Genomic DNA, 19,614 nt, shown 5'->3' on the forward strand with positions numbered 1-19,614 from the left:
ACTGCAACCCGATTTATGAGCTATTGCCAGCCTAGAATTCGCTGTCGCCGTCTTGTTGCCAGGGTTTCACGAGGTTGCCAAAGCGGGTGAACTGGCCTTCAAAGCTGAGTTCGATATTGCCGATAGGGCCGTGGCGTTGTTTGCCGACCACCACTTCGGCTTTGCCGTGCAAATGGTCCATGCGTTCCTGCCATGCTGCCATTTCTTCGAGCCGGTCATCTGAGGGTTTTTCGCGTTCGACATAGTATTCTTCGCGGAACACAAACATCACCACGTCGGCGTCTTGTTCGATGGACCCTGATTCCCGCAAGTCGCTGAGCTGCGGGCGTTTGTCGTCGCGGCTTTCGACGCCGCGAGAGAGCTGGGACAGGGCCATGACCGGGATGTTGAGTTCCTTGGCGATGGCCTTCATGCCCATGGAAATTTCGCCAATTTCCTGCACCCGGTTTTCGGCGGTGCCGCGGCAAAGCTGGAGGTAGTCGATGATCAACAGGTCAAGCCCATGCGTGCGTTTGAGACGGCGCGCACGCGCGGCGAGCTGAGCGATGGGCAGGGCGGGCGTGTCGTCGATATACAGCGGGCAGGCTTCGAGCGCCTTGGCGGCGTCAACGAAGCGGCGGAATTCGGCCTCGGTCATGTCGCCGCGCCGGATCTGTTCTGAGGGCACTTCAGATGCTTCTGACAAGATCCGGGCGGCGAGCTGCTCGGCGCTCATTTCAAGAGAGTAAAAGCCGACGACGCCGCCTTCGACGGCGCCTTCTGAACCGTCTGGCCGGATGCCCTTTTTGTAGGCTTTGGCGACGTTAAAGGCGATGTTGGTGGCCAGCGAAGTTTTGCCCATCGACGGGCGACCGGCGAGGATCAAAAGGTCAGACGGGTGCAGGCCGCCGAGCTTTTTATCCATATCAATCAGGCCGGTGGAGATGCCCGCAAGCCCACCTTCGCGCTGATAGGCGGCGTTGGCCGTGTTTACGGCTTCGGTCACGGCCTTGAGGAATGAGACGAAGCCGCGCTCGGTCTGGCCCTGTTCGGAGAGCTTATAGAGCGCCTGTTCGGCTTCGACGATCTGTTCTTTGGGTTCGAGTTTAACGTCGACTTTTTTGGCCTTGGTCGAGATGTCATTGCCCAGCCCGATCAGTTCGCGCCGGATCGCCATGTCATAGATCATCTGCGCATAGTCGCGTGCGGCAAAGGCCGAAATGGCGGCGCCGGCGAGGCGGGCGAGATAGGCGGGGCCACCCAGTTCCCTGAGGCCTTCATCGTCTTCAAGAAAGGCCTTGAGAGTCACTGGTGAAGCGAGGTTGTTTTTGGCGATGCGGGCGGCGGCCACTTCGTAAATGCGGGCATGAACAGGATCGTAGAAATGTTCGGCAGTGATGACCGCGGCGACGCGGTCAAAAATGTCGTTATTGGTCAGGATCGCGCCCAGAAGCTGCTGTTCAGCTTCGATTGAGTGGGGCATCGGATCGGTCTCTGCCGCCTCGGTGCCGGTCGCATTGATGGTCGCGATTTCGTTCATAACTGCCCTCTTGTCCTTGGCCCGTACACCTAGGCCGAAGTGGGCGTGGATGCTAGGTGCAAAACGCCGTGGATAACCTGCCATGGGCGCTGTGGATTACCTTGTGGATAACACAAGTTGGTGCAGATATCGAGGTTTGGCGCATGCCTGATACATGATGTGGTGCGTGTATCTGATTCTGGGGATAATTCATTCACAGGCCACCCACAGGGCTTTCCACGGCAATTTTGTGCGTTGCCTCTGTGGATGAGCGCAAGGTAGGTCGGACAAAATTGTCCGACCTACGCCTAAGGTCAGCTTTTCATGCGGGCGTCTTGCCAGGCGCGTGGGTCATTCAGAAATTTTTCAACTTCGCTCAGGGTGGCATCGTCAAAAGCGTCTTGTGCGCAGGCTTCGGCCAGAACGTCCCACCATGTGCACAAGTGATGAAGTTGGACACCGTGATCGCCCAGTGTTTTGATCGTTTCTGGAAAAATGTCGTAGTAAAAGATCACGGCGGTGTGGCCACAGGTGGCACCGGTGTCGCGGATTGCGTCGACAAAACTGAGTTTTGAGCCGCCATCCGTGGTCAGATCTTCGACCAGCAGAACCCGTTCGCCTTCGGACATTGCGCCTTCAATACGGGCGTTCTTACCATAGCCTTTGGGTTTTTTGCGCACATAGGTCATGGGCAAGGCCATGCGTTCGGCAACCAGTGCAGCAAAGGGAATGCCTGCCGTTTCGCCACCCGCAATGTTGTCAAATGCTTCAAAGCCTGCGTTGCGCATGACGGTCACGGTCAAGAAATCCATCAAGGTGCTGCGGATGCGCGGGAAAGAGATCAGTTTGCGGCAATCGATATAGCTGGGCGAGGGCAGGCCGGACGCCAGCGTATAAGGTTCATCTGTGTTGAAATTGACCGCGCCGATTTCCAGCAGCATGCGCGCGGTGAGGCGGGCGATTTCTTTTTGGGGGGGGTAGGAGGTCGGGATCATCAGTTTATCCTGTGGTGTTGGCGTGCGGGGCGGGTGCGGAACGCCTCCGGCGGGAGTATTTTTGGCAAAACGAAAATCAGGTCACATCCCAATGCACCGGGAAGCCGGGATCAAACACCGTGACGGTGTCGTCACCCGCGTCGATTTTGGACGGGAAGATGGTTGGGGCTTCAGACTTGGTGAGCGTGATTGTGTCGCTGTTGGTTGGCAGCCCATAGAACGCCGGGCCGTTTTGCGAAGCGAAGGCTTCGAGTTGATCCAGCGCGCCGTCTTCTTCAAACACGTGTGCGAGCAAGGCCATGGTGTTGGTGGCGGTGAAACAGCCAGCACATCCACAGGCGTGTTCTTTGAGGGCGTCCATATGCGGGGCCGAATCTGTGCCCAGGAAAAACCGTGCATCGCCTGAGGTAGCGGCGGCGCGCAGGGCGAGGCGGTGCTCTTCGCGTTTGGCGACGGGCAGGCAATAGTAATGCGGCTTGATCCCACCGACGAGCAGGTGGTTGCGGTTGATGATCAGGTGGTGCGTGGTGATGGTGGCGCCCAGATCGGTGGCATTTGATTTCACATAGTCCACACCATTGGATGTGGTGATGTGTTCCATGATCACGCGCAGGCCGGGTGTGGCCTTGCGGATCGGGTCCAGAACACGGTCGATAAACACGGCTTCGCGGTCAAAAATGTCGATGTCGGCATCTGTGACTTCGCCATGCACACAGAGCGGCAGGCCGATTTCGGCCATTCGATCCAGCGTCGCGCGGACGTTTTCAAAGTTTGCCACACCTGAGGCGGAATTGGTGGTGGCGCCAGCAGGGTAAAGTTTGACCGCTTTGATCAGACCGCTTGCATGGGCTGCGGCGACATCATCCGGATCGGTGTCTTCGGTCAGGTACAGCGTCATCAATGGTGTGAAGGACATATCAGCAGGCAGGGCGGCAAGGATGCGGTCACGGTAGGCCGCCGCCTGTGCACCGGTTACAACCGGGGGCACCAAGTTTGGCATAATGATGGCGCGGGCAAAGTGGCGCGCGGTTTCGGGCAGAACAGCGACCAGCATTGCGCCGTCGCGCAGATGCAGGTGCCAGTCATCGGGGCGGGCAATGGTCAAGCTTTGGGTCATGTGCGCGGCTTACACAAAAGCGGTGCCGCAATCCAGAGGGCACTGGTAATTTTGAGCGGACAGCAGAGAGACAGAACCTGTTTTTCAAAGGCCGGGGCGCGATAAGGGTTTTGCCTTGTTCTGGTTTGGCGTGTCATTACAGTGCACCGTAAGTTGGCCGGAAGGTTGGAATACACTGGTCAGTCAGAAACGTCGCGTTATCAGAACAAGGACTTTGGGATGCAAAAAGTAGCTTTGGTGACGGGGGCCGCGCGCGGTATTGGTTTGGAGACGACAAGGCTTTTCCTTGAACAAGGATGGCGTGTGGCCATGGTTGATCGGGATGGCGACGCGTTGCGAGATGCCGCAAAGGGATTGAATGATGCCAGCGCATTTCTGCATGATGTTTCCATACCCGAACAGGTCGATGACATGGTGCAGTCTGTTAACCAGGCGTTCGGGCGCATTGATGCGGTTGTGAACAATGCCGGTGTCGCGGATTTTGGACCGATTGAAGACACGGATTTTGCCCGCTGGCGGGCGGTGATGGCGACCAATCTGGATGGCGTTTTCCTTGTCAGTCAGGCCACCATTCCGGCGTTGCGCGCGTCGCGCGGCGCCTTGGTAAATATTGCGTCTATTTCCGGGTTGCGCGCATCCACTTTGCGGGTCGCTTATGGCACGTCCAAAGCGGCCGTTATCCAGCTGACAAAACAGCAGGCGGCAGAGTTGGGGGAATATGGCATTCGCGCCAATTGCGTGTGTCCCGGTCCTGTGCGCACCAAATTGGCCATGGCGGTGCACACGCCCGAGATTATCGCGGCATACCATGATGCGATCCCTTTGAACCGGTATGGGTCCGAACGGGAAATTGCCGAGGTGATTACGTTCTTGTGCTCTGACAAAGCCAGCTATGTCACCGGGCAGGTGATTGCGTCAGATGGCGGGTTTGAAAGCACAGGCGTTGGATTGCCCGCGCTGCGCCCTCAGGGCTAAACGCCAGATCAGGTGTAAGTCCGGGTCCTATGGGTTTGATCACGACTTTCTAAGGTCTGTGCTAGCTGGCCAGCCGTCCTGTATTGGCGGCTTGCACCAACAAATCCAGTTTGCGCAGATAGCGGGGCGCCTTGAGACGTGTTGCGACATTTGCGCAGAGCAAGGCCTTAATATAAGGGCGTTTTTGGCGTTCGATCTCGCCAAGGAGCGCGTCGAGATACGGCAGGTGCGTGCGCCGGGTCCGCAGCAATTTATGGATCGCATGTGACGTCAGCTTGCCCGCGCCCGCCTTGGCCAGAATGCGGAACAGGATTTGCATTTCAAGCAGATGTGGTTCGAGAGTATCGCCAAAATAGGGCATCCGGATCAGGTTGACATTGTCGCGACGAAACAGAGACGCATGCATGGCGTCTGCGTCCTGATGCGGATCATAAAAAACAAAGGCGCTATCCGCGGCTTCGATCAGGTCCGGGGCATAGCTGTAGCGGTCTGAAAAAGAAATCCGGCGCGCGTCAAGGTGGCGTTTGTCCCATGGCACGATACGGGCATCCTGGGTGGCTTGTGGGTGCAGGGCCACAACGGTTGCACCGGGGGCCGCGACGGAAAAGGCCGAGGCCGCATAGCCACAGGGACCTGCGCCATAAAACACGATGCGTTCGAAATCCTCAAAGAAGCCGTCATCCGACAGGCGGTCGAAATAGCCATAGACTGCCGGATCGCGGAACCATGTGTCTCCGTCGGACAGGATGCACAAATGTGACCAGCCCAGTTCGCGCACCAGTTCCCAGCCCAGCGGCTGGCCGGTGTCATCGCGGGTTTGAATGCTTTGCATTGTCTCAAAGGTCACCAGCAGAACCGGTTTGTCTTCGATCAGCGTGGCACAGTGGCGCGGGCCCAGCGGTTGAAAATGTCCGTGCTCTTCGGCGATGTGTTCCAGCTTGTCCAGCCAGTCCTTGCGCCCAAGTCCCAGCATTGGCGTGTCAAAGCCATTTGGTGAATCCTGCATGTCCTCAATCCTTGCAACCCGGCAAATCAATAAACGGCACCTGTGTGCTCTTGGAATTGGGGATATCTGCCATTTGCGGCAAAAATTGGGAAGAGTGGGCGTATCTACAACTTTAGTCGTGTTGCCGGGTGGTTGACGCGCCCTGGCCACGCGTGCAGCCTGAGTTTTGTCACACAAGGGGAGCGACATGCAGGACATCGAGAGCATCGACAAGGTTCAGACGTTGCTGGAGGGGCAGGATTATGTCTGCAGCCGGTCGCTGGCCACTGTGGTTTTTCTGGCGCTGCGCCTTGGGCGGCCGATCTTTCTGGAGGGCGAGGCAGGTGTTGGCAAAACCGAGATTGCCAAGGCGATTGCCGCTGCCCTGGGGCGTAACCTGATCCGCTTGCAATGTTACGAAGGTCTGGATGCGGCCAGCGCGGTGTATGAATGGAACTTTGCCGCTCAGATGGTGGCGATCCGCACGGCCGAGGCGGGCGGCGGCGCTGACAGGACGGCGTTGCAGCAGGAACTGTTTGGGCCTGACTATCTGGTCGAGCGACCACTGCTGCAGGCGATGCGCGCTGATCCGCGTGGGGCGCCGGTCTTGCTGATTGACGAACTGGACCGCACGGACGAGCCGTTTGAGGCGTTCCTGCTCGAGGCGCTCAGCGATTTTCAGGTGACAATCCCCGAGATCGGCACCATCAAGGCGCCCGAACCACCCATTGTCATCGTCACATCCAACCGCACCCGCGAGGTGCATGATGCGCTCAAGCGGCGGTGCTTGTATCATTGGGTGGATTACCCGGACTTTGCCGGTGAACTGGAAATTCTGGAAAAACGCGCGCCCGAGGCGTCAACCGCGCTCAGCCGCGAGGTGGTGGCGTTTGTGCAGAAACTGCGCACCGAAGACCTGTTCAAAAAACCCGGCGTGGCCGAGACCATAGATTGGGCCAAATGCCTGCTGGCGCTGGATGTTCTGGAACTGTCGCCGGAAATGATCGCCGATACGCTGGGCGCGGTGCTGAAATATCAGGATGACATTGCCAAATTGCAGGGCTCCGAAGCCAAACGTCTGCTGGACGAGGCGCGCGCCACGCTCGAGCCGGTCTGATGCTTCATTTTGCCAGAAATACTCCGGGGGGGAGCTTGAAAACCGGACCGGTTTTCAAGGTGGGGGGCTGGCCCCCTTTTGTGTGTAATGGCTGAATACATCCCCATCGATATCCCGGACGCTCCCAAGCTGACCCATAATATCACATGGTTTGCGCGCGCATTGCGCAAAGCGGGTTTGCCGATAGGTCCCGGGCGGGTGATTGATGCCATTCGCGCGGTTGAGGCCGCCGGATTTACAGAAAAGCGCGATTTTTACTGGACGCTGCATGCTTGTTTTGTCTCGCGCCCAGAGCATCGTACCGTGTTTGCGCAGGTGTTTCGCCTGTATTGGCGCGATCCGCGCTTTATGGAACACATGATGGCGATGATGTTGCCTGCGGTACGTGGCGTACAGGAAGAGCGCAACGCCGGCGCCGGAGAAAAGCGCGCCGCCGAGGCTATTCTGGACGGTGTCGAGCAGGACATGCCGGATATTGCCCAAGAGGAAGAGGGCACCGAGATCGAGGTGGACGCGTCACTGACCATGTCCAGCGAAGAACGACTGCGCACGCTTGATTTCGAACAAATGAGCACGGATGAAGTGGCCGAGGCCAAGCGCATGCTGGCGCGTCTGAAACTGCCGGTGAAGCCCATCGCGTCGCGGCGCGGCAAACCGGATGCGCTGGGCGCGCAGGCCGATTGGCGGGCCACCATGCGCGCGGCGATGCGTCAGGGCGGCGAGATGCAGAAACTGTCGCGCAAGAGCCCGCGTGTGCGCTGGCCGAACCTGATTGTGATTTGCGATATTTCAGGTTCCATGAGTCAGTATTCGCGGATGGTCTTGCATTTTCTCCATGCTGTGGCCAATCAAAAGGGCGCGGGATGGGCGCGGGTACACGGGTTTACCTTTGGCACGCAGCTGACCAATATCACCCGCCACCTTGCCACGCGCGATGTTGACGCGGCGTTGCATGCAGCGGGCGCAGAGGCGCAGGATTGGGAGGGCGGCACCCGGATTGGCGATTGTCTGCATGACTTTAACCGGGACTGGTCACGGCGGGTTATGGGGCAGGGCGCGGTTGTGTTGCTGATCACTGATGGATTGGATCGCGGTGACGCGGGGGCATTGGAACACGAGGTCAGACGGCTGCACCTGTCGGCAAGACGTCTGATCTGGCTGAACCCTTTGCTGCGCTGGGATGGGTTTGCGCCCAAGGCGCAGGGTATTCGCGCGATGTTGCCACATGTCGACAGCTTTCGGGCGGGGCATTCGATTGCAACGCTGGAAGACTTGGCCGCCGCCATTTCGCAGCCCGACGATCTGGGTGAAAAGGCGCGATTGATGGCGGTGATGGACAGCTGACAAGGGAACCGACATTGTGTCATGTGTGCGGTGTCCCCATCTGGGATATGCGACGGGCAGATACGGGAGAGCAGGCATGACACTTGATTTGAAAGGCGCGCCGGAACTGGCATTGGACTGGCATCGTGCCGGGCGTGGCGCAGCTCTGGCCACTGTAGTGGAAACATGGGGCTCGGCCCCGCGCCGGGTCGGTGCGCAGATGGTTGTGTCGGGTGACGGTCAGATTGAAGGGTCAGTATCGGGCGGCTGTGTCGAAGGTGCGGTGATGGTTGAAGCGTTGGAAGCGTTGGAAACCGGCAAAGGCACGTTGTTGGAATTTGGCGTCAGCGACGGCGACGCGTTTGCGGTTGGTCTGGCCTGTGGCGGCACCATCCGTGTGCTGGTCGAGCCTGTTGGCGCGGTTCTGAGCGAAACGGTTCTGGCCGCGCTGGTACTGGCACGCGCCGAGCGGCGACCTGTGGCCTATGTCTGTGATCCGCAGCTGGGCGGCGGCGTGTTGCACGACGATGGTTTTGAAGACCGGTTCCGCATGGACCGGTCCGGCATAGAAGAAGATGGTGCGTTTGTTGCCATTCACAACCCGCCCTTGCGATTGGTGGTTGTGGGGGCTGTGCATATCACGCAGGCGTTGGTGCCGATGGCGCGCATTGCCGGGTTTGATCCGGTGATTGTAGACCCGCGCAGCGCGTTTGGCTCTGAGGCGCGGTTTCCCGGAGAAACCATTGTCGAAGACTGGCCGGACGAAGCGATGCAGGCAATCGGGCTGGACAGCCGCTGCGCGCTGGTCTTGCTGACCCATGATCCCAAACTGGACGATCCGGCGCTGCATGAGGCGTTGCGCTCGGATGTGTTTTATATCGGCGCCTTGGGGTCGAAACGCACACATGCCAAACGGGTAGAGCGTTTGCAGGAGGCCGGGTTCTCAGAGACAGAGATCGCGCGCATTCACGGACCGGTCGGGTTAAATATCGGCGCGGCGGGGCCGTCCGAAATTGCCGTCGCTATTTTGGCACAGATGCTACAGACATTGCGGGTGGCTGCATGAGATTTGGATCGGTGCCGCTGGCGCAGGCGACGGGGGGCATTCTGGCCCATTCGTTGCAGGTTGGCACGCGCAAGCTGCGCAAAGGCGTGACATTGGAGCAAACCCATATCCAGGCGCTGGGTGCGGCCGGGATATCGGATGTGGTTGTGGCGCAGCTGGAACCGGGCGATCTGCACGAAGATGTCGCCGCAGCGGAGCTGGCCGACGCAATTGTACCGGACCCAAGTGGTGCGCATCTGGATTTGACCACAGCCTTTACCGGGCGGGTCAATCTGGTGGCAGCCTGTCCCGGCGTGGCGGTGATGGATGTGGATGCGCTGCGCGCGATGAATGCCATCAATCCGATGATCACACTGGCCACGGTGCCCCCGTTTCAGCAAATGGGCACTGGGCAGATGGTGGGTACGGTCAAAATCATTTCCTATGGTGTGGCCGCCGCAGATGTCGCGCGGGGGGCAGTTGCTGCGGCTTCGGCCATGCGGCTGGCCCCGGTGGTGCATCGAACTGCGTCCTTGATCATCACCGAAATCGACGGTGGCGCCGGTGACAAGGGAAAGAAAGCCATCGCCGCACGGGTTGACGCGCTGGGCATGGATTTGTGCGAAGTGCAGCTTGTCCCTCATCGTGAGGCTGATCTGGCTGCTGCGGTGTCTGCCGCGCAAGGCGATATGGTTTTGATCCTGACCGGATCGGCCACATCGGATCCCAATGATGTGGCGCCATCGGCGGTGCGCAGCGCAGGGGGGCAGGTTGTGCGTTTTGGCATGCCGGTTGATCCGGGCAATTTGTTATTCATAGGGGATCAGGGCGGCAGGCCTGTGATCGGGCTTCCGGGTTGTGCGCGTTCGCCTGCGCTGAACGGTGCAGACTGGGTTCTGGCGCGTGTCGCCTGTGGGCTTGACGTCAGCCATGACGATATTGCGGGAATGGGTGTTGGCGGGCTGTTGAAAGAAATTCCAACACGTCCGATGCCACGCGAACGGCGGCGCTGAGATGGGTGTATACGACCAATGTCTTACACTTATTTGGACGATTAATTCAGAAATCGGGTTCTCAAGTGCGCGTGACGCTGTTTAACTTCAATTCATAACCAAAAAAACTGAATCCAATTTGGGAGGAGCCAATGTCGCAAGTCAAAATGACTGTGAATGGCAAGGAAATGTCCGGCGATGCCGAGGGACGCACCTTGCTGAGCCAATTCTTAAGAGAGACGCTGAACCTGACAGGAACACATGTTGGATGTGACACCAGCCAATGTGGCGCTTGTGTTGTGCATGTGAATGGCGAGGCGGTTAAAGCCTGTACCATGCTGGCCCTGGAAGCGGATGGGGCCGATGTGGCAACCATCGAAGGGCAGGCCGCCGAGGACGGAACGCTGAATACCATCCAGCAGGCGTTTCAGGACCATCACGGTTTGCAGTGCGGGTTCTGTACGCCCGGCATGGTGATGTCAGCAGCTGCGCTTTTGAAAGAGAATCCTAAGCCGAGCGAGGCCGAAGTCCGGGATTATCTGGAAGGCAATATTTGCCGGTGTACCGGGTATCACAACATCGTCAAGGCAATCATGGCCGCGTCCGGGCAGGACGTCAGTGCGATCGCCGCCGAATAACCTGAACGTGCGCGCAGGAGGAAGGCGCGGCGTTTGTTTAAGTGTTTTCGGAACAATGAAAGGGATTGGGGCATTGCGTCCTGGATCCGTTCTCAGGGAGGAATTTAAATGCCGAAAGATCATGGCATAGGCGCCAGCCCAAAGCGGCGCGAAGACATCCGGTTTTTGACCGGTACAGGAAACTATACAGATGACATCAACGCACATGGTCAGGCCTATGTGCATTTCCTGCGCTCGGATGTAGCGCATGGCAAGATTAACGGCGTTGATACCGCCGCCGCGGCTGCGATGCCGGGCGTGGTGCGTATTTTCACCGGTGCGGATTTTGAGGGCGTGGGGGGTATTCCCTGTGGTTGGCAGGTGACAGACCGTCACGGCGAGCCGATGCAGGAGCCGGCACACCCGGTTCTGGCGCAGGGCAAGGTGCGCCATGTGGGTGATCCGATTGCCGCTGTGGTTGCAGATACCTATGAACAAGCCCGCGATGCTGCCGAAGCCATTGAGCTGGACATCGAGGACTTACCTGCTGTTGTCGATATGAAGGCGGCTGTGGCAGAGGGTGCAACCAAGGTGCACGACGATCTGAACAGCAACCTGTGTTACGACTGGGGCTTTGTTGAAGAGAACAAAGACGCCGTTGAAGAAGCAATCCAGAGTGCGGCGCATGTCACGACGCTGGAGCTGGTCAATAACCGGTTGATTGCCAACCCGATGGAGCCACGCGTCGCCATTGGCGAGTATAACCGCGCCACAGATGATTCCACGCTTTACACCACCAGCCAGAACCCGCATGTGATCCGGCTTTTGATGGGTGCGTTTGTGCTGGGCATTCCCGAGCATAAGCTGCGTGTTGTCGCGCCTGACGTGGGCGGGGGCTTTGGCACAAAGATCTTCCACTATGCGGAAGAAGCGTTTTGCACCTTTGCCGCCAAGGCGATCAACCGCCCGGTCAAATGGACTTCAAGCCGGTCAGAAGCGTTTATGAGCGACGCACATGGGCGTGATCACGTGACCAAGATCGAACTGGCGCTGGACGCAGACAACAACTTTACTGCTGTACGCACCGAAACATACGCCAATATGGGCGCCTATCTGTCGACCTTTGCGCCTTCGGTACCGACATGGCTACATGGCACGCTGATGGCGGGCAACTATAAGACGCCGGTGATCTATGTGAACGTCAAAGCAGTGTTCACCAACACGGTGCCAGTGGATGCCTATCGCGGTGCCGGACGGCCCGAGGCGACGTTCCAGCTGGAGCGGGTGATCGACAAAGCTGCACGAGAGCTTGGGGTCGACCCGATTGCGCTCAGACGGCAGAACTTTATCACTGAATTCCCATATGCCACGCCGGTTGCGGTGGAGTATGACACTGGGGATTACCACGGTACAATGGACGCGTTGGAAGGCATTGCCGACCTGTCGGGCTTTGATGCACGCCGCAAGGCAAGCGAAGCTAAGGGCAAGCTGCGCGGGCTGGGTGTGAACTGCTATATCGAGGCTTGCGGCATCGCGCCGTCTAACCTTGTGGGTCAGTTGGGCGCACGGGCTGGTTTGTACGAAAGTGCGACCGTGCGGGTGAATGCCACTGGCGGGCTGGTTGTGATGACCGGATCGCACAGCCACGGGCAAGGTCATGAAACCGCGTTTCCACAAGTGATTGCCGAAATGATCGGTATCGATGAAAGCATGATTGAGATCGTGCATGGGGATACCGCTAAATCACCAATGGGCATGGGCACGTATGGCTCGCGTTCGCTGGCTGTGGGGGGATCAGCCATGGTGCGCGCCACAGAGAAGATCATCAATAAGGCCAAAAAGATTGCGGCCCATCTGATGGAAGCCTCTGAAGGTGACATCGAGTTGAAGGATGGTCAGTTCTCTGTTGCAGGCACCGACAAGTCTGTGGCCTGGGGAGATGTGACGCTGGCGGCTTATGTACCGCATAACTATCCGCTGGAAGACATCGAACCGGGATTGGAAGAGACCGCGTTTTATGATCCGGCCAACTTTACCTATCCCTCTGGTGCCTATGCCTGCGAAGTGGAACTGGACCCGGAAACCGGCAAGGTGACAATCGAGCGGTTCTCGGCGGCGGATGATTTCGGCAATATCGTCAACCCGATGATTGTCGATGGTCAGGTGCATGGCGGCATTGGTCAGGGCATTGGTCAGGCGTTGATGGAAGGCTGTGTCTATGACGAAAATGGCCAGTTGCTGAGCGCGTCCTATATGGATTACGCGATGCCACGCGCCGATGATGTGCCGTTCTATGCGGTGGATCACAGTTCGCAGACACCCTGTACGCACAACCCGTTGGGCGTGAAGGGCTGCGGCGAAGCCGGAGCGATTGGATCGCCGCCAGCGGTGGTCAACGCGGTGGTTGATGCAATGCAATCCGGTGGCCATAAAGTGGATCATATCGATATGCCTGCGTCGCCTTCGCGCGTCTGGGCGGCGATGAACAAATAAGGAGGACGAGACATGTATAATTTCGACTTTGAAAAGCCCTCCTCGGTCGCGGATGCGGTTGCTGCGCTGGCGGATGAAGACGCTCAGGCGCTGGGCGGCGGGCAAACGCTGATCCCGACGCTGAAACAGCGCCTTGCCAGTCCAAGCAAGCTGGTCAGTCTGACCGGCATTGCCGACATTCAGGGGGTGTCCAGCGATGGCGGGCAAGTAAGCATTGGCGGGGCGACCTGCCACGCGGATGTGGCTGCCAATGCCGGTGCCTATCCGGCGCTGGCAGCGCTGGCGGGCAATATCGGTGATCCGGCGGTGCGCGCTCGCGGCACAATTGGTGGGTCTCTGGGTAACAATGACCCATCGGCCTGTTATCCGGCGGCAGCTTTAGGTTCCGGGGCGACGCTTGTCACCAATGCGCGAGAGATTGCGGCGGATGACTATTTCCAGGGCATGTTCACCACGGCGCTGGACGATGGGGAAATCATCACAGCGGTGAATTTCCCCGTGCCAGAAGCTGCGAACTATCAGAAGTTCGAGCAGCCTGCGTCCCGGTTTGCGCTGGTGGGTGTGTTTGTCGCCAAATACGCCGATGGTGTGCGGGTGGCAGTGACCGGCGCGTCGGAAGAGGGCGTGTTCCGCTGGAGTGCGGCCGAAGACGCGCTGTCGGGTGATTTTTCGGCGGATGCTGTGCCCGCAGCGCCAGACGCGGAAGGTATGATTGGCGACATGCATGGCACGTCGGCCTATCGTGCGCATCTGGTGGCCGTTCTGACCAAACGGGCGGTTGCCGCCTGCGGATAACGTAGAAAGCGCCCCTGTCGGGGCGCTGCCTGCGGCGCGAGTATTTTTGGCAAAATGAAGGGAGGGCGCTGGTGCAGACCGGCGCCCTGTCCGTATGGGGGGAATGATGATTCTGGAGATTTGGGAGAGTTTTCGACGATTGCCGGTGTGGGTTCAGGTCTGGATGGCGGTTGTTCTGGTGCCGGTCAATCTGATGCCGTTTGGCTATTGGATCTCGGGCGCGCCTTTTTGGGGCGTATTCGCGTTTCTGGCGCTTGGCGGGATGTTGGCGAACCTGATTATCCTGTTGCGAGAGCAGGGGTTCTCCAAAGCGCTGGCTATACCGCATGTCCTGTTCTGGGGGCCGCTGGTGGTGGTGATCTTTCTGACATTGCGCGATGGTGGCGGTGCAGATTGGGACACGGAAGAGTTGGTGTTGCTGATCGTGCTGATAGTCGATGTGATTTCGCTGGCGTTTGATGTGCCGGATGCCGTGAAATGGCTGCGCGGTGATCGGGAAATTGCGTGACGCTCAGGCCGGTTTGCGCGCGATGAAATCAATCAGGGCGGACATGCCGGAATGGGCGCTGCCTGCCTGAACTTCGCGGTCATATTCGCGGCAAAGAAGAATGTCCCAGCCGACAAAGGCAGCGCGCAGAATCACCTCTGTGTACATGTTTTCGGCAAATGGCGGGCCACCCGTGCCGTATTCCAGCTGTTTGGGGGTGTAGCCATGCAGCATGACAATCCCGCCGGGGCAGGTGGCCTGCTTCATCCCGTCAAAGATTTTGCGACGCCCGTGCGGACCGGTGAACTGAATGAACAACCCGGCAACCAGATCAAAGGTTTCGTTTTCCCAAGTGCGGGTCAGCACGTCTGCTTGTTGAAAATCAACAGTGACATCTTTCTCGGCAGCCAGAGATTGTGCGCGCGCCACGGCGGTGGGGGCAAATTCCAGCGCGGTCACGCTCAGCCCATGCTGCGCCATAAACACCGAGTTGCGGCCTTCGCCATCTGCGACAGACAGCGCGCGGGCGCCTTGGGTCAGGTAAGATGTGTTTTCCGCGAGAAAGCGCGCGGGGTCTTTGCCAAACAAAAAATCAGAGCTGTTTGCGAAACGGTCTTCCCACATGAGAGTGCCCCGGGATGTGCTGGCAGAAAAAAACCCCCGCCGGATGGGCAGGGGTTCGACAGGGTCTTATTTGGGGATCGGACCGATCATCATGATCATTTGTCGGCCTTCCATCTTGGGCATGTTTTCAACCTTGCCCAGTTCCTTGATGTCTACCGCAACCCGTTCAAGCAATTCGCGGCCCAAATTCTGGTGCGCCATTTCACGGCCACGGAAGCGCAGGGTCACCTTGACCTTGTCGCCGTTCTCCAGAAACTTGTACACGTTGCGCATTTTGACTTCGTAGTCATGCGTATCGGTGTTGGGGCGGAACTTGACCTCTTTGACCTCGATGGTCTTTTGCTTTTTGCGGGCCTCGGATTCGCGCTTTTGCGTTTCGTATTTGAATTTGCCGTAATCCATGATCTTGCAGACCGGCGGCGCCGCATTTGGCGAAATCTCGACAAGATCCAGCCCAACCTGTTCTGCCATTTCCATGGCACGGGCGGGGTGGACAACGCCCACGTTTTCGCCTTCTGCGCCGATCAGGCGGATTTCAGTGGCGCGGATGCGTTCGTTGACTCGAGGGCCGGTGTCGCGCTGTGGTGGCGCATTATGAGGTCTGCGGGCTATGGTTTTCTTCCTTCGATAGCTGAATCCATTAGGCAGGCAATTTATTCGCGGTTTCGCGCCGACACAACAGCGTAATGAGCGAATATGAGCTTAATCGTGCTGCTTTCCCCCTTGTGGATGGGTGGCACCCTGCGGCATTTGCTCTACATGCATCGCAAGTCCCTTTGGGGCGCGTCAGAGACACAGGAGTATTGAAGATGAAGCAAGTGATTTGGATCGTGATTGCCGCAGCCGTGGCAGCGGGTGGATATTTTGCATTTGTTAAACAGGATGAAGCCCCGGTTGCAGAGGAGCCTGCATCAAGTGAGGCAGCACCGGCAGAGGCAGAAACTGCTGAAGAGACTACGGTAGAAGAGGCCGTTGAAGAGGCTGTGGAAGAGGTTCAGGATGCGGCGGAAGACGCAGCTGATGCGGTAGAAGACGCCGTGAGCGAAACGGTTGAGGCTGTTGAGGATGTCGTGACAGAAGGCACAGAAGCTGTTGAGCAGGCTGTGGAAGATGCGGTAAGCGACGTAACAGAATCGGTCGCACCAGCGGCTGACGCGGTTGAAGCGGCTGGCGAAGCTGCGGTTGATGGTGCTGCGGAGGCTGTTGAATCTGCGACAGAGGCCGCAACAGACGCAGTTGAATCCACAACCGAAGCGGTGACTGAAACAGCTACTGAATCGGTAACAGAGGCATCCGAAGCTGCCACTGACGCGGTCACAGAAACTGCAACTGAAATGGCGACGGAAGCTGCTACAGATGCTGCTGCGGATCTGTTTACGACCGAAGGGTTCAATCTGGATCAGGTTAATACACTGATCGACAGTTCGTCGCTTGATCCGTTGAAAAAAACGGCGCTGAAAACAAGCATCCAGGGCGCTGTTGATAATCCCGAACTGCTGGCACCAGCTTTGACACAAGCCAAGGCAGCACTTGGGCTGTAAAGCAATTTGGGCGCTCTGTTTTATGGGGCGCCCATTCCCGATCCCTGCGCAAAAAGTTGAAATTTGCACCCTGGTGCGCAGGTCAAAACGACCATTATCGCGAAATCGCCTTAGTTTTTACAGATTTCGATGTAATTTGTGACTGTCATTCACTGAGTTTTCTTTCCAGCCAGTTAAAGAGACCGGCAAAATGACAGACCAAAACGTTTCTATTCCTAATCTTATCGACGCGCGTGCGCGCTTGTTTGGCGGTTTTCTTGCCAAGGCGCAGAGGCTGGATGGCCGCTGGCGATTCGTGCCAACGCTTCAGGGGCTGATTTTTTCGATGATGATGCTGGTGGCGGTTGTTCCGATTGCCGGTTTTTATACATGGATCGAACAGAACACATTCCGCCGGGAGATGGATTCTGTGCATGAGAGCCATTTACTCATTGCCAGGAACCTGTCTGCTGCATTGTCACGCTATGCGACGGACGCAAAAACGGTTTTTGGGCTGGCCGTAAAAAACACTCAGTTATTGGGGGAGTCTCGGGAATTTGGTCAGGCGTTGTCAAATCTCCATATCTGTCACATCGTGCTGTTGGACAGTCATGGCTCCGAGTTGGCGCGGCTTTCTGGTCAGGTTTCTCATACGGAAGAACTGCCTGACCCTGCTTTGTTAAGTGAGCTGCGCCAGTTTGCGGAACAGGCCAATGGCGAAATTGCCATTACCGGCATTCGTTCGCACGAAGGTGTTCCACATTTCTTTATTGTTCAGGCTCTGGAAAACGCACAGCTCGCAGTGGCTCCGCTGAGCCCGGACTATGTCATTGCGCTGCAGAAATCGATTACCTTTGGGGAACGCGGCCATTCGATGATGGTTGATCAGGATGGGCTGGTTGTGGCGCACCCGAATGCAGAATGGCAGCGGATTTCCAAGGACGCTTCTAAGCTGTCCGTTGTGCGCGCGATGATGCAGGGCGAGACAGGCGTGATGGAGTTCTATTCACCGCCCATGCAGGCCGATATGATCGCTGGCTATACCTTTGTGCCCGAAACCGGGTGGGGGGTGATGGTGCCGCAGCCGATCAGCGAGCTGGCGGATCGGGCCAATGAGTCGCGCTCGGCGGCAATTCTGGTTGCGTTTGTGCAATTGGCGATGGCGGGCTTGCTGAGCTGGTGGCTGTCGTCCTGGCTGGTTCGTCCCATACGGTCGATTGCCACCGCCGCAGGGCAGCTGTCGCAGGGTGATCTTGATACCCGCATTGGAGAATTGCCCAATCTGACCCCGCATGAGATCGTGCAGACCGCCCATGCCTTTGACGCGATGGGTGACGGGATCGAAAAAATGACAGATCGGCTTCAGATCGCGTTGGAAGAGGCAGAGCGTGTGTCGCATGAGCGGGCGCAATTGTTGGAAGCAGCGCAAAAGGCCAATCAGGTGAAATCGCAATTTGTGTCGATGGTGAGCCACGAACTGCGCACGCCGCTGACATCAATCAAGGGTGCGCTGGAGCTGATGGATAGCAAGGTTGTCAGCGATGATCTGCCCCCCGAAGCAAAGCCGCTGCTGGAAATAGCGCTCCGAAACGGACGCCGGCTTGCCGTTCTGATTGACGACCTTCTCGATTTGGAAAAGCTGGACGCCGGAAAACTAAGCTTCTCGTTTGAACCGGTCGAGTTGGGTGCGTTGGTGACTGAGGCTGTGGAGGCAAATGCTGGTTATGCGACACTGGCGGGGGTTTCGTTCAATTGCGATACGTCTGAACAGGCAATAACGATTTCGGCAGATTCGAGCCGTTTGTTGCAGGTGATGGCCAACCTGTTGTCCAATGCTGCGAAGTTTTCCAGGATTGGTGATGAGGTAAATGTGTCTGTGATTGCTGATCAGGGCAAGGCTGAGATCCGTGTGCACGATAACGGGCTGGGCATTCCGGAAGGGACCGGAGACAGCATCTTTGATGCCTTTACGCAGTTGGATTCGTCAGATCGGCGCGTTGTTGGCGGAAGTGGGCTGGGTCTGAATATTGCGCGCACCATTGTCGCCCGCCATCAAGGTACGCTGACCTATGAAAGCACCAAAGGCGCGGGAACGGTATTCCTGGTGACGTTGCCGTTGCAGTCCATGTAAACAAAAAAGCCGCCCGAATGGGGCGGCTTTGATTGTTTAGTGGGGTTAGATCAGTCCAGAAAGGCTTTTTCCACGACATATTGCGCCGGTTTGGAATTGGCACCTTCTTCAAGACCGGCGGCTTCCAGCATGTCTTTGAGTTCAAGGTTGAACGCAAGATTGCCGCAGATCATGGCGCGGTCATTGTCAGGGTTGAGCGGCTCCACACCCAGATCGGCATAAGCTTCGCCGGAATTGATCAGGTCGGTGATCCGGCCCATCTTGGCGCTCTCTTCGCGGGTGGTGGTCGGGTAGTATTTGATTTTCTTCCAGAACCCTTCGCCGATCACTTCGTTCAAAAGCTCATCTGTTTTCAACGACTCGATGATGTCGTGACCATAGGTCAGCTCGCCAGCTTCGCGGCAGGTATGGGTGATGATGACCTCGTCATAATCCTCGTAAGTCTGCGGTTCGCGCAGCAGCGAGGCGAACGGGGCAAAGCCGGTGCCGGTGGCAAAGAACCAGATGCGTTTGCCGGGGATCAGCGCGTCATGCACCAGCGTGCCAACCGGTTTGGGACGCAGAATAATCTCATCACCGGGCTGAATGTGCTGCAGTTTAGAGGTCAGCGGTCCGTCCTGCACCTTGATCGAATAAAACTCCAGCTCTTCATCCCATGACGGCGAGGCAATGGAATAAGCGCGCAGCAGTGGCTTTTGCTTGCCGGTTTCGGGGTGCGGGTCGCCCATCAGGCCGATCATCACAAATTCGCCCGAGCGAAACCGCAGCGAGGCAGGGCGCGTGCATTTGAACGAAAACAGGCGGTCAGTGTAGTGCTGAACCTGTGTCACGGTCTGGGCGTCGGGCAGGGTGGGAACTTTTACAGCTTTGGTGTCGGTCACGGGAGTTTGCTCGGTCATA

The 19,614-nt window shown here is 57.7% G+C and carries 18 protein-coding genes; 11 read left to right on the plus strand and 7 right to left on the minus strand.

The genetic code is table 11. The annotated features are described in order from the left end of the window. Positions 1 to 31: 31 nt before the first annotated feature. The 3 genes from ABJI08_RS15160 to pyrC all read right to left on the minus strand — a co-directional run bounded on the left by ABJI08_RS15160 (position 32) and on the right by pyrC (position 3,610). Entirely contained in the window at positions 32 to 1,519 is a 1,488-nt protein-coding gene (locus tag ABJI08_RS15160) for a replicative DNA helicase (RefSeq protein ID WP_348402682.1), read from the minus strand. Between the two features lie 293 nt (positions 1,520 to 1,812). Beyond that, positions 1,813 to 2,493 (minus strand): orotate phosphoribosyltransferase, encoded by a 681-nt coding sequence (locus tag ABJI08_RS15165; RefSeq protein ID WP_348402683.1) that lies wholly within the window; start codon positions 2,491 to 2,493, stop codon positions 1,813 to 1,815. A gap of 76 nt (positions 2,494 to 2,569) precedes the next feature. Next, positions 2,570 to 3,610 (minus strand): dihydroorotase, encoded by a 1,041-nt coding sequence (gene pyrC, locus ABJI08_RS15170; RefSeq protein WP_348402684.1) that lies wholly within the window; start codon positions 3,608 to 3,610, stop codon positions 2,570 to 2,572. 219 nt (positions 3,611 to 3,829) lie between these two features. Between pyrC and ABJI08_RS15175 the strand changes: the two genes are divergently transcribed. Continuing rightward, entirely contained in the window at positions 3,830 to 4,585 is a 756-nt protein-coding gene (locus ABJI08_RS15175; protein ID WP_348402685.1) for an SDR family oxidoreductase, read from the plus strand. A 61-nt stretch (positions 4,586 to 4,646) separates the two neighbouring features. On the opposite strand, the gene ABJI08_RS15180 is transcribed toward ABJI08_RS15175, so the two are convergent. Then, entirely contained in the window at positions 4,647 to 5,591 is a 945-nt protein-coding gene (locus tag ABJI08_RS15180) for a phosphoadenosine phosphosulfate reductase (protein ID WP_348402686.1), read from the minus strand. Positions 5,592 to 5,778: 187 nt separating this feature from the next. On the opposite strand from ABJI08_RS15180, the gene ABJI08_RS15185 reads away from it, so the two are divergent. The 8 genes from ABJI08_RS15185 to ABJI08_RS15220 all read left to right on the plus strand — a co-directional run bounded on the left by ABJI08_RS15185 (position 5,779) and on the right by ABJI08_RS15220 (position 14,460). Then, entirely contained in the window at positions 5,779 to 6,687 is a 909-nt protein-coding gene (locus tag ABJI08_RS15185) for a MoxR family ATPase (RefSeq protein ID WP_348402687.1), read from the plus strand. 87 nt (positions 6,688 to 6,774) lie between these two features. Next, positions 6,775 to 8,031, plus strand: a complete 1,257-nt coding sequence (locus ABJI08_RS15190) for a VWA domain-containing protein (protein WP_348402688.1) — start codon at positions 6,775 to 6,777, stop codon at positions 8,029 to 8,031. 76 nt (positions 8,032 to 8,107) lie between these two features. Then, positions 8,108 to 9,076 carry an XdhC family protein gene (locus ABJI08_RS15195; RefSeq protein ID WP_348402689.1) on the plus strand — a complete coding sequence of 323 codons (969 nt, stop codon included), beginning with the start codon at positions 8,108 to 8,110 and terminating at the stop codon, positions 9,074 to 9,076. Beyond that, positions 9,073 to 10,068, plus strand: a complete 996-nt coding sequence (locus ABJI08_RS15200; protein ID WP_348402690.1) for a molybdopterin-binding protein — start codon at positions 9,073 to 9,075, stop codon at positions 10,066 to 10,068. Before ABJI08_RS15195 ends, ABJI08_RS15200 begins: the two co-directional genes overlap by 4 nt. A gap of 131 nt (positions 10,069 to 10,199) precedes the next feature. Beyond that, on the plus strand, positions 10,200 to 10,685 hold the full coding sequence (locus tag ABJI08_RS15205; RefSeq protein WP_348402691.1) for a (2Fe-2S)-binding protein: 486 nt from the start codon (positions 10,200 to 10,202) through the stop codon (positions 10,683 to 10,685). 108 nt (positions 10,686 to 10,793) lie between these two features. Next, a complete protein-coding gene (locus tag ABJI08_RS15210; RefSeq protein WP_348402692.1) occupies positions 10,794 to 13,157 on the plus strand; it encodes a xanthine dehydrogenase family protein molybdopterin-binding subunit in 2,364 nt (787 codons plus the stop codon). 12 nt (positions 13,158 to 13,169) lie between these two features. Continuing rightward, positions 13,170 to 13,952: an FAD binding domain-containing protein gene (locus tag ABJI08_RS15215; RefSeq protein ID WP_348402693.1), complete on the plus strand. Its 783-nt coding sequence runs from the start codon at positions 13,170 to 13,172 to the stop codon at positions 13,950 to 13,952. A 106-nt stretch (positions 13,953 to 14,058) separates the two neighbouring features. Beyond that, the gene (locus tag ABJI08_RS15220) at positions 14,059 to 14,460 is read left to right on the plus strand and encodes a hypothetical protein (protein ID WP_348402694.1); all 402 of its coding nucleotides are present in this window, start codon (positions 14,059 to 14,061) and stop codon (positions 14,458 to 14,460) included. Between the two features lie 3 nt (positions 14,461 to 14,463). On the opposite strand, the gene ABJI08_RS15225 is transcribed toward ABJI08_RS15220, so the two are convergent. Both ABJI08_RS15225 and infC read right to left on the minus strand, forming a co-directional pair. Continuing rightward, positions 14,464 to 15,063, minus strand: a complete 600-nt coding sequence (locus tag ABJI08_RS15225) for a class I SAM-dependent methyltransferase (RefSeq protein WP_348402695.1) — start codon at positions 15,061 to 15,063, stop codon at positions 14,464 to 14,466. A gap of 66 nt (positions 15,064 to 15,129) precedes the next feature. After that, positions 15,130 to 15,675 (minus strand): translation initiation factor IF-3, encoded by a 546-nt coding sequence (infC, locus tag ABJI08_RS15230; protein ID WP_348402770.1) that lies wholly within the window; start codon positions 15,673 to 15,675, stop codon positions 15,130 to 15,132. Between the two features lie 197 nt (positions 15,676 to 15,872). Here infC and ABJI08_RS15235 point away from each other — a divergent pair, with 197 nt between their 5' ends. After that, complete coding sequence (locus tag ABJI08_RS15235) at positions 15,873 to 16,604, plus strand: translation initiation factor 3 (protein WP_348402696.1); 732 nt, start codon at positions 15,873 to 15,875, stop codon at positions 16,602 to 16,604. 190 nt (positions 16,605 to 16,794) lie between these two features. Beyond that, on the plus strand, positions 16,795 to 18,714 hold the full coding sequence (locus ABJI08_RS15240; RefSeq protein ID WP_348402697.1) for a sensor histidine kinase: 1,920 nt from the start codon (positions 16,795 to 16,797) through the stop codon (positions 18,712 to 18,714). Positions 18,715 to 18,764: 50 nt separating this feature from the next. On the opposite strand, the gene ABJI08_RS15245 is transcribed toward ABJI08_RS15240, so the two are convergent. After that, the gene (locus tag ABJI08_RS15245; protein WP_348402698.1) at positions 18,765 to 19,613 is read right to left on the minus strand and encodes a ferredoxin--NADP reductase; all 849 of its coding nucleotides are present in this window, start codon (positions 19,611 to 19,613) and stop codon (positions 18,765 to 18,767) included. Between the last annotated feature and the right edge of the window lies 1 nt (position 19,614).

Origin of the sequence: Shimia sp. (assembly GCF_039969785.1) — a bacterium.
Classification (GTDB): domain Bacteria; phylum Pseudomonadota; class Alphaproteobacteria; order Rhodobacterales; family Rhodobacteraceae; genus Shimia.

What these genes read in the sequence shown, in the direction of transcription:
- ABJI08_RS15160 (WP_348402682.1), bottom strand. Translation starts at nt 1,519, where the DNA reads ATGAACGAAATCGCGACCATCAATGCGACCGGCACCGAGGCGGCAGAG.
- ABJI08_RS15165 (WP_348402683.1), bottom strand. Translation starts at nt 2,493, where the DNA reads ATGATCCCGACCTCCTACCCCCCCCAAAAAGAAATCGCCCGCCTCACC.
- pyrC (WP_348402684.1), bottom strand. Translation starts at nt 3,610, where the DNA reads ATGACCCAAAGCTTGACCATTGCCCGCCCCGATGACTGGCACCTGCAT.
- ABJI08_RS15175 (WP_348402685.1), top strand. Translation starts at nt 3,830, where the DNA reads ATGCAAAAAGTAGCTTTGGTGACGGGGGCCGCGCGCGGTATTGGTTTG.
- ABJI08_RS15180 (WP_348402686.1), bottom strand. Translation starts at nt 5,591, where the DNA reads ATGCAGGATTCACCAAATGGCTTTGACACGCCAATGCTGGGACTTGGG.
- ABJI08_RS15185 (WP_348402687.1), top strand. Translation starts at nt 5,779, where the DNA reads ATGCAGGACATCGAGAGCATCGACAAGGTTCAGACGTTGCTGGAGGGG.
- ABJI08_RS15190 (WP_348402688.1), top strand. Translation starts at nt 6,775, where the DNA reads ATGGCTGAATACATCCCCATCGATATCCCGGACGCTCCCAAGCTGACC.
- ABJI08_RS15195 (WP_348402689.1), top strand. Translation starts at nt 8,108, where the DNA reads ATGACACTTGATTTGAAAGGCGCGCCGGAACTGGCATTGGACTGGCAT.
- ABJI08_RS15200 (WP_348402690.1), top strand. Translation starts at nt 9,073, where the DNA reads ATGAGATTTGGATCGGTGCCGCTGGCGCAGGCGACGGGGGGCATTCTG.
- ABJI08_RS15205 (WP_348402691.1), top strand. Translation starts at nt 10,200, where the DNA reads ATGTCGCAAGTCAAAATGACTGTGAATGGCAAGGAAATGTCCGGCGAT.
- ABJI08_RS15210 (WP_348402692.1), top strand. Translation starts at nt 10,794, where the DNA reads ATGCCGAAAGATCATGGCATAGGCGCCAGCCCAAAGCGGCGCGAAGAC.
- ABJI08_RS15215 (WP_348402693.1), top strand. Translation starts at nt 13,170, where the DNA reads ATGTATAATTTCGACTTTGAAAAGCCCTCCTCGGTCGCGGATGCGGTT.
- ABJI08_RS15220 (WP_348402694.1), top strand. Translation starts at nt 14,059, where the DNA reads ATGATTCTGGAGATTTGGGAGAGTTTTCGACGATTGCCGGTGTGGGTT.
- ABJI08_RS15225 (WP_348402695.1), bottom strand. Translation starts at nt 15,063, where the DNA reads ATGTGGGAAGACCGTTTCGCAAACAGCTCTGATTTTTTGTTTGGCAAA.
- ABJI08_RS15235 (WP_348402696.1), top strand. Translation starts at nt 15,873, where the DNA reads ATGAAGCAAGTGATTTGGATCGTGATTGCCGCAGCCGTGGCAGCGGGT.
- ABJI08_RS15240 (WP_348402697.1), top strand. Translation starts at nt 16,795, where the DNA reads ATGACAGACCAAAACGTTTCTATTCCTAATCTTATCGACGCGCGTGCG.
- ABJI08_RS15245 (WP_348402698.1), bottom strand. Translation starts at nt 19,613, where the DNA reads ATGACCGAGCAAACTCCCGTGACCGACACCAAAGCTGTAAAAGTTCCC.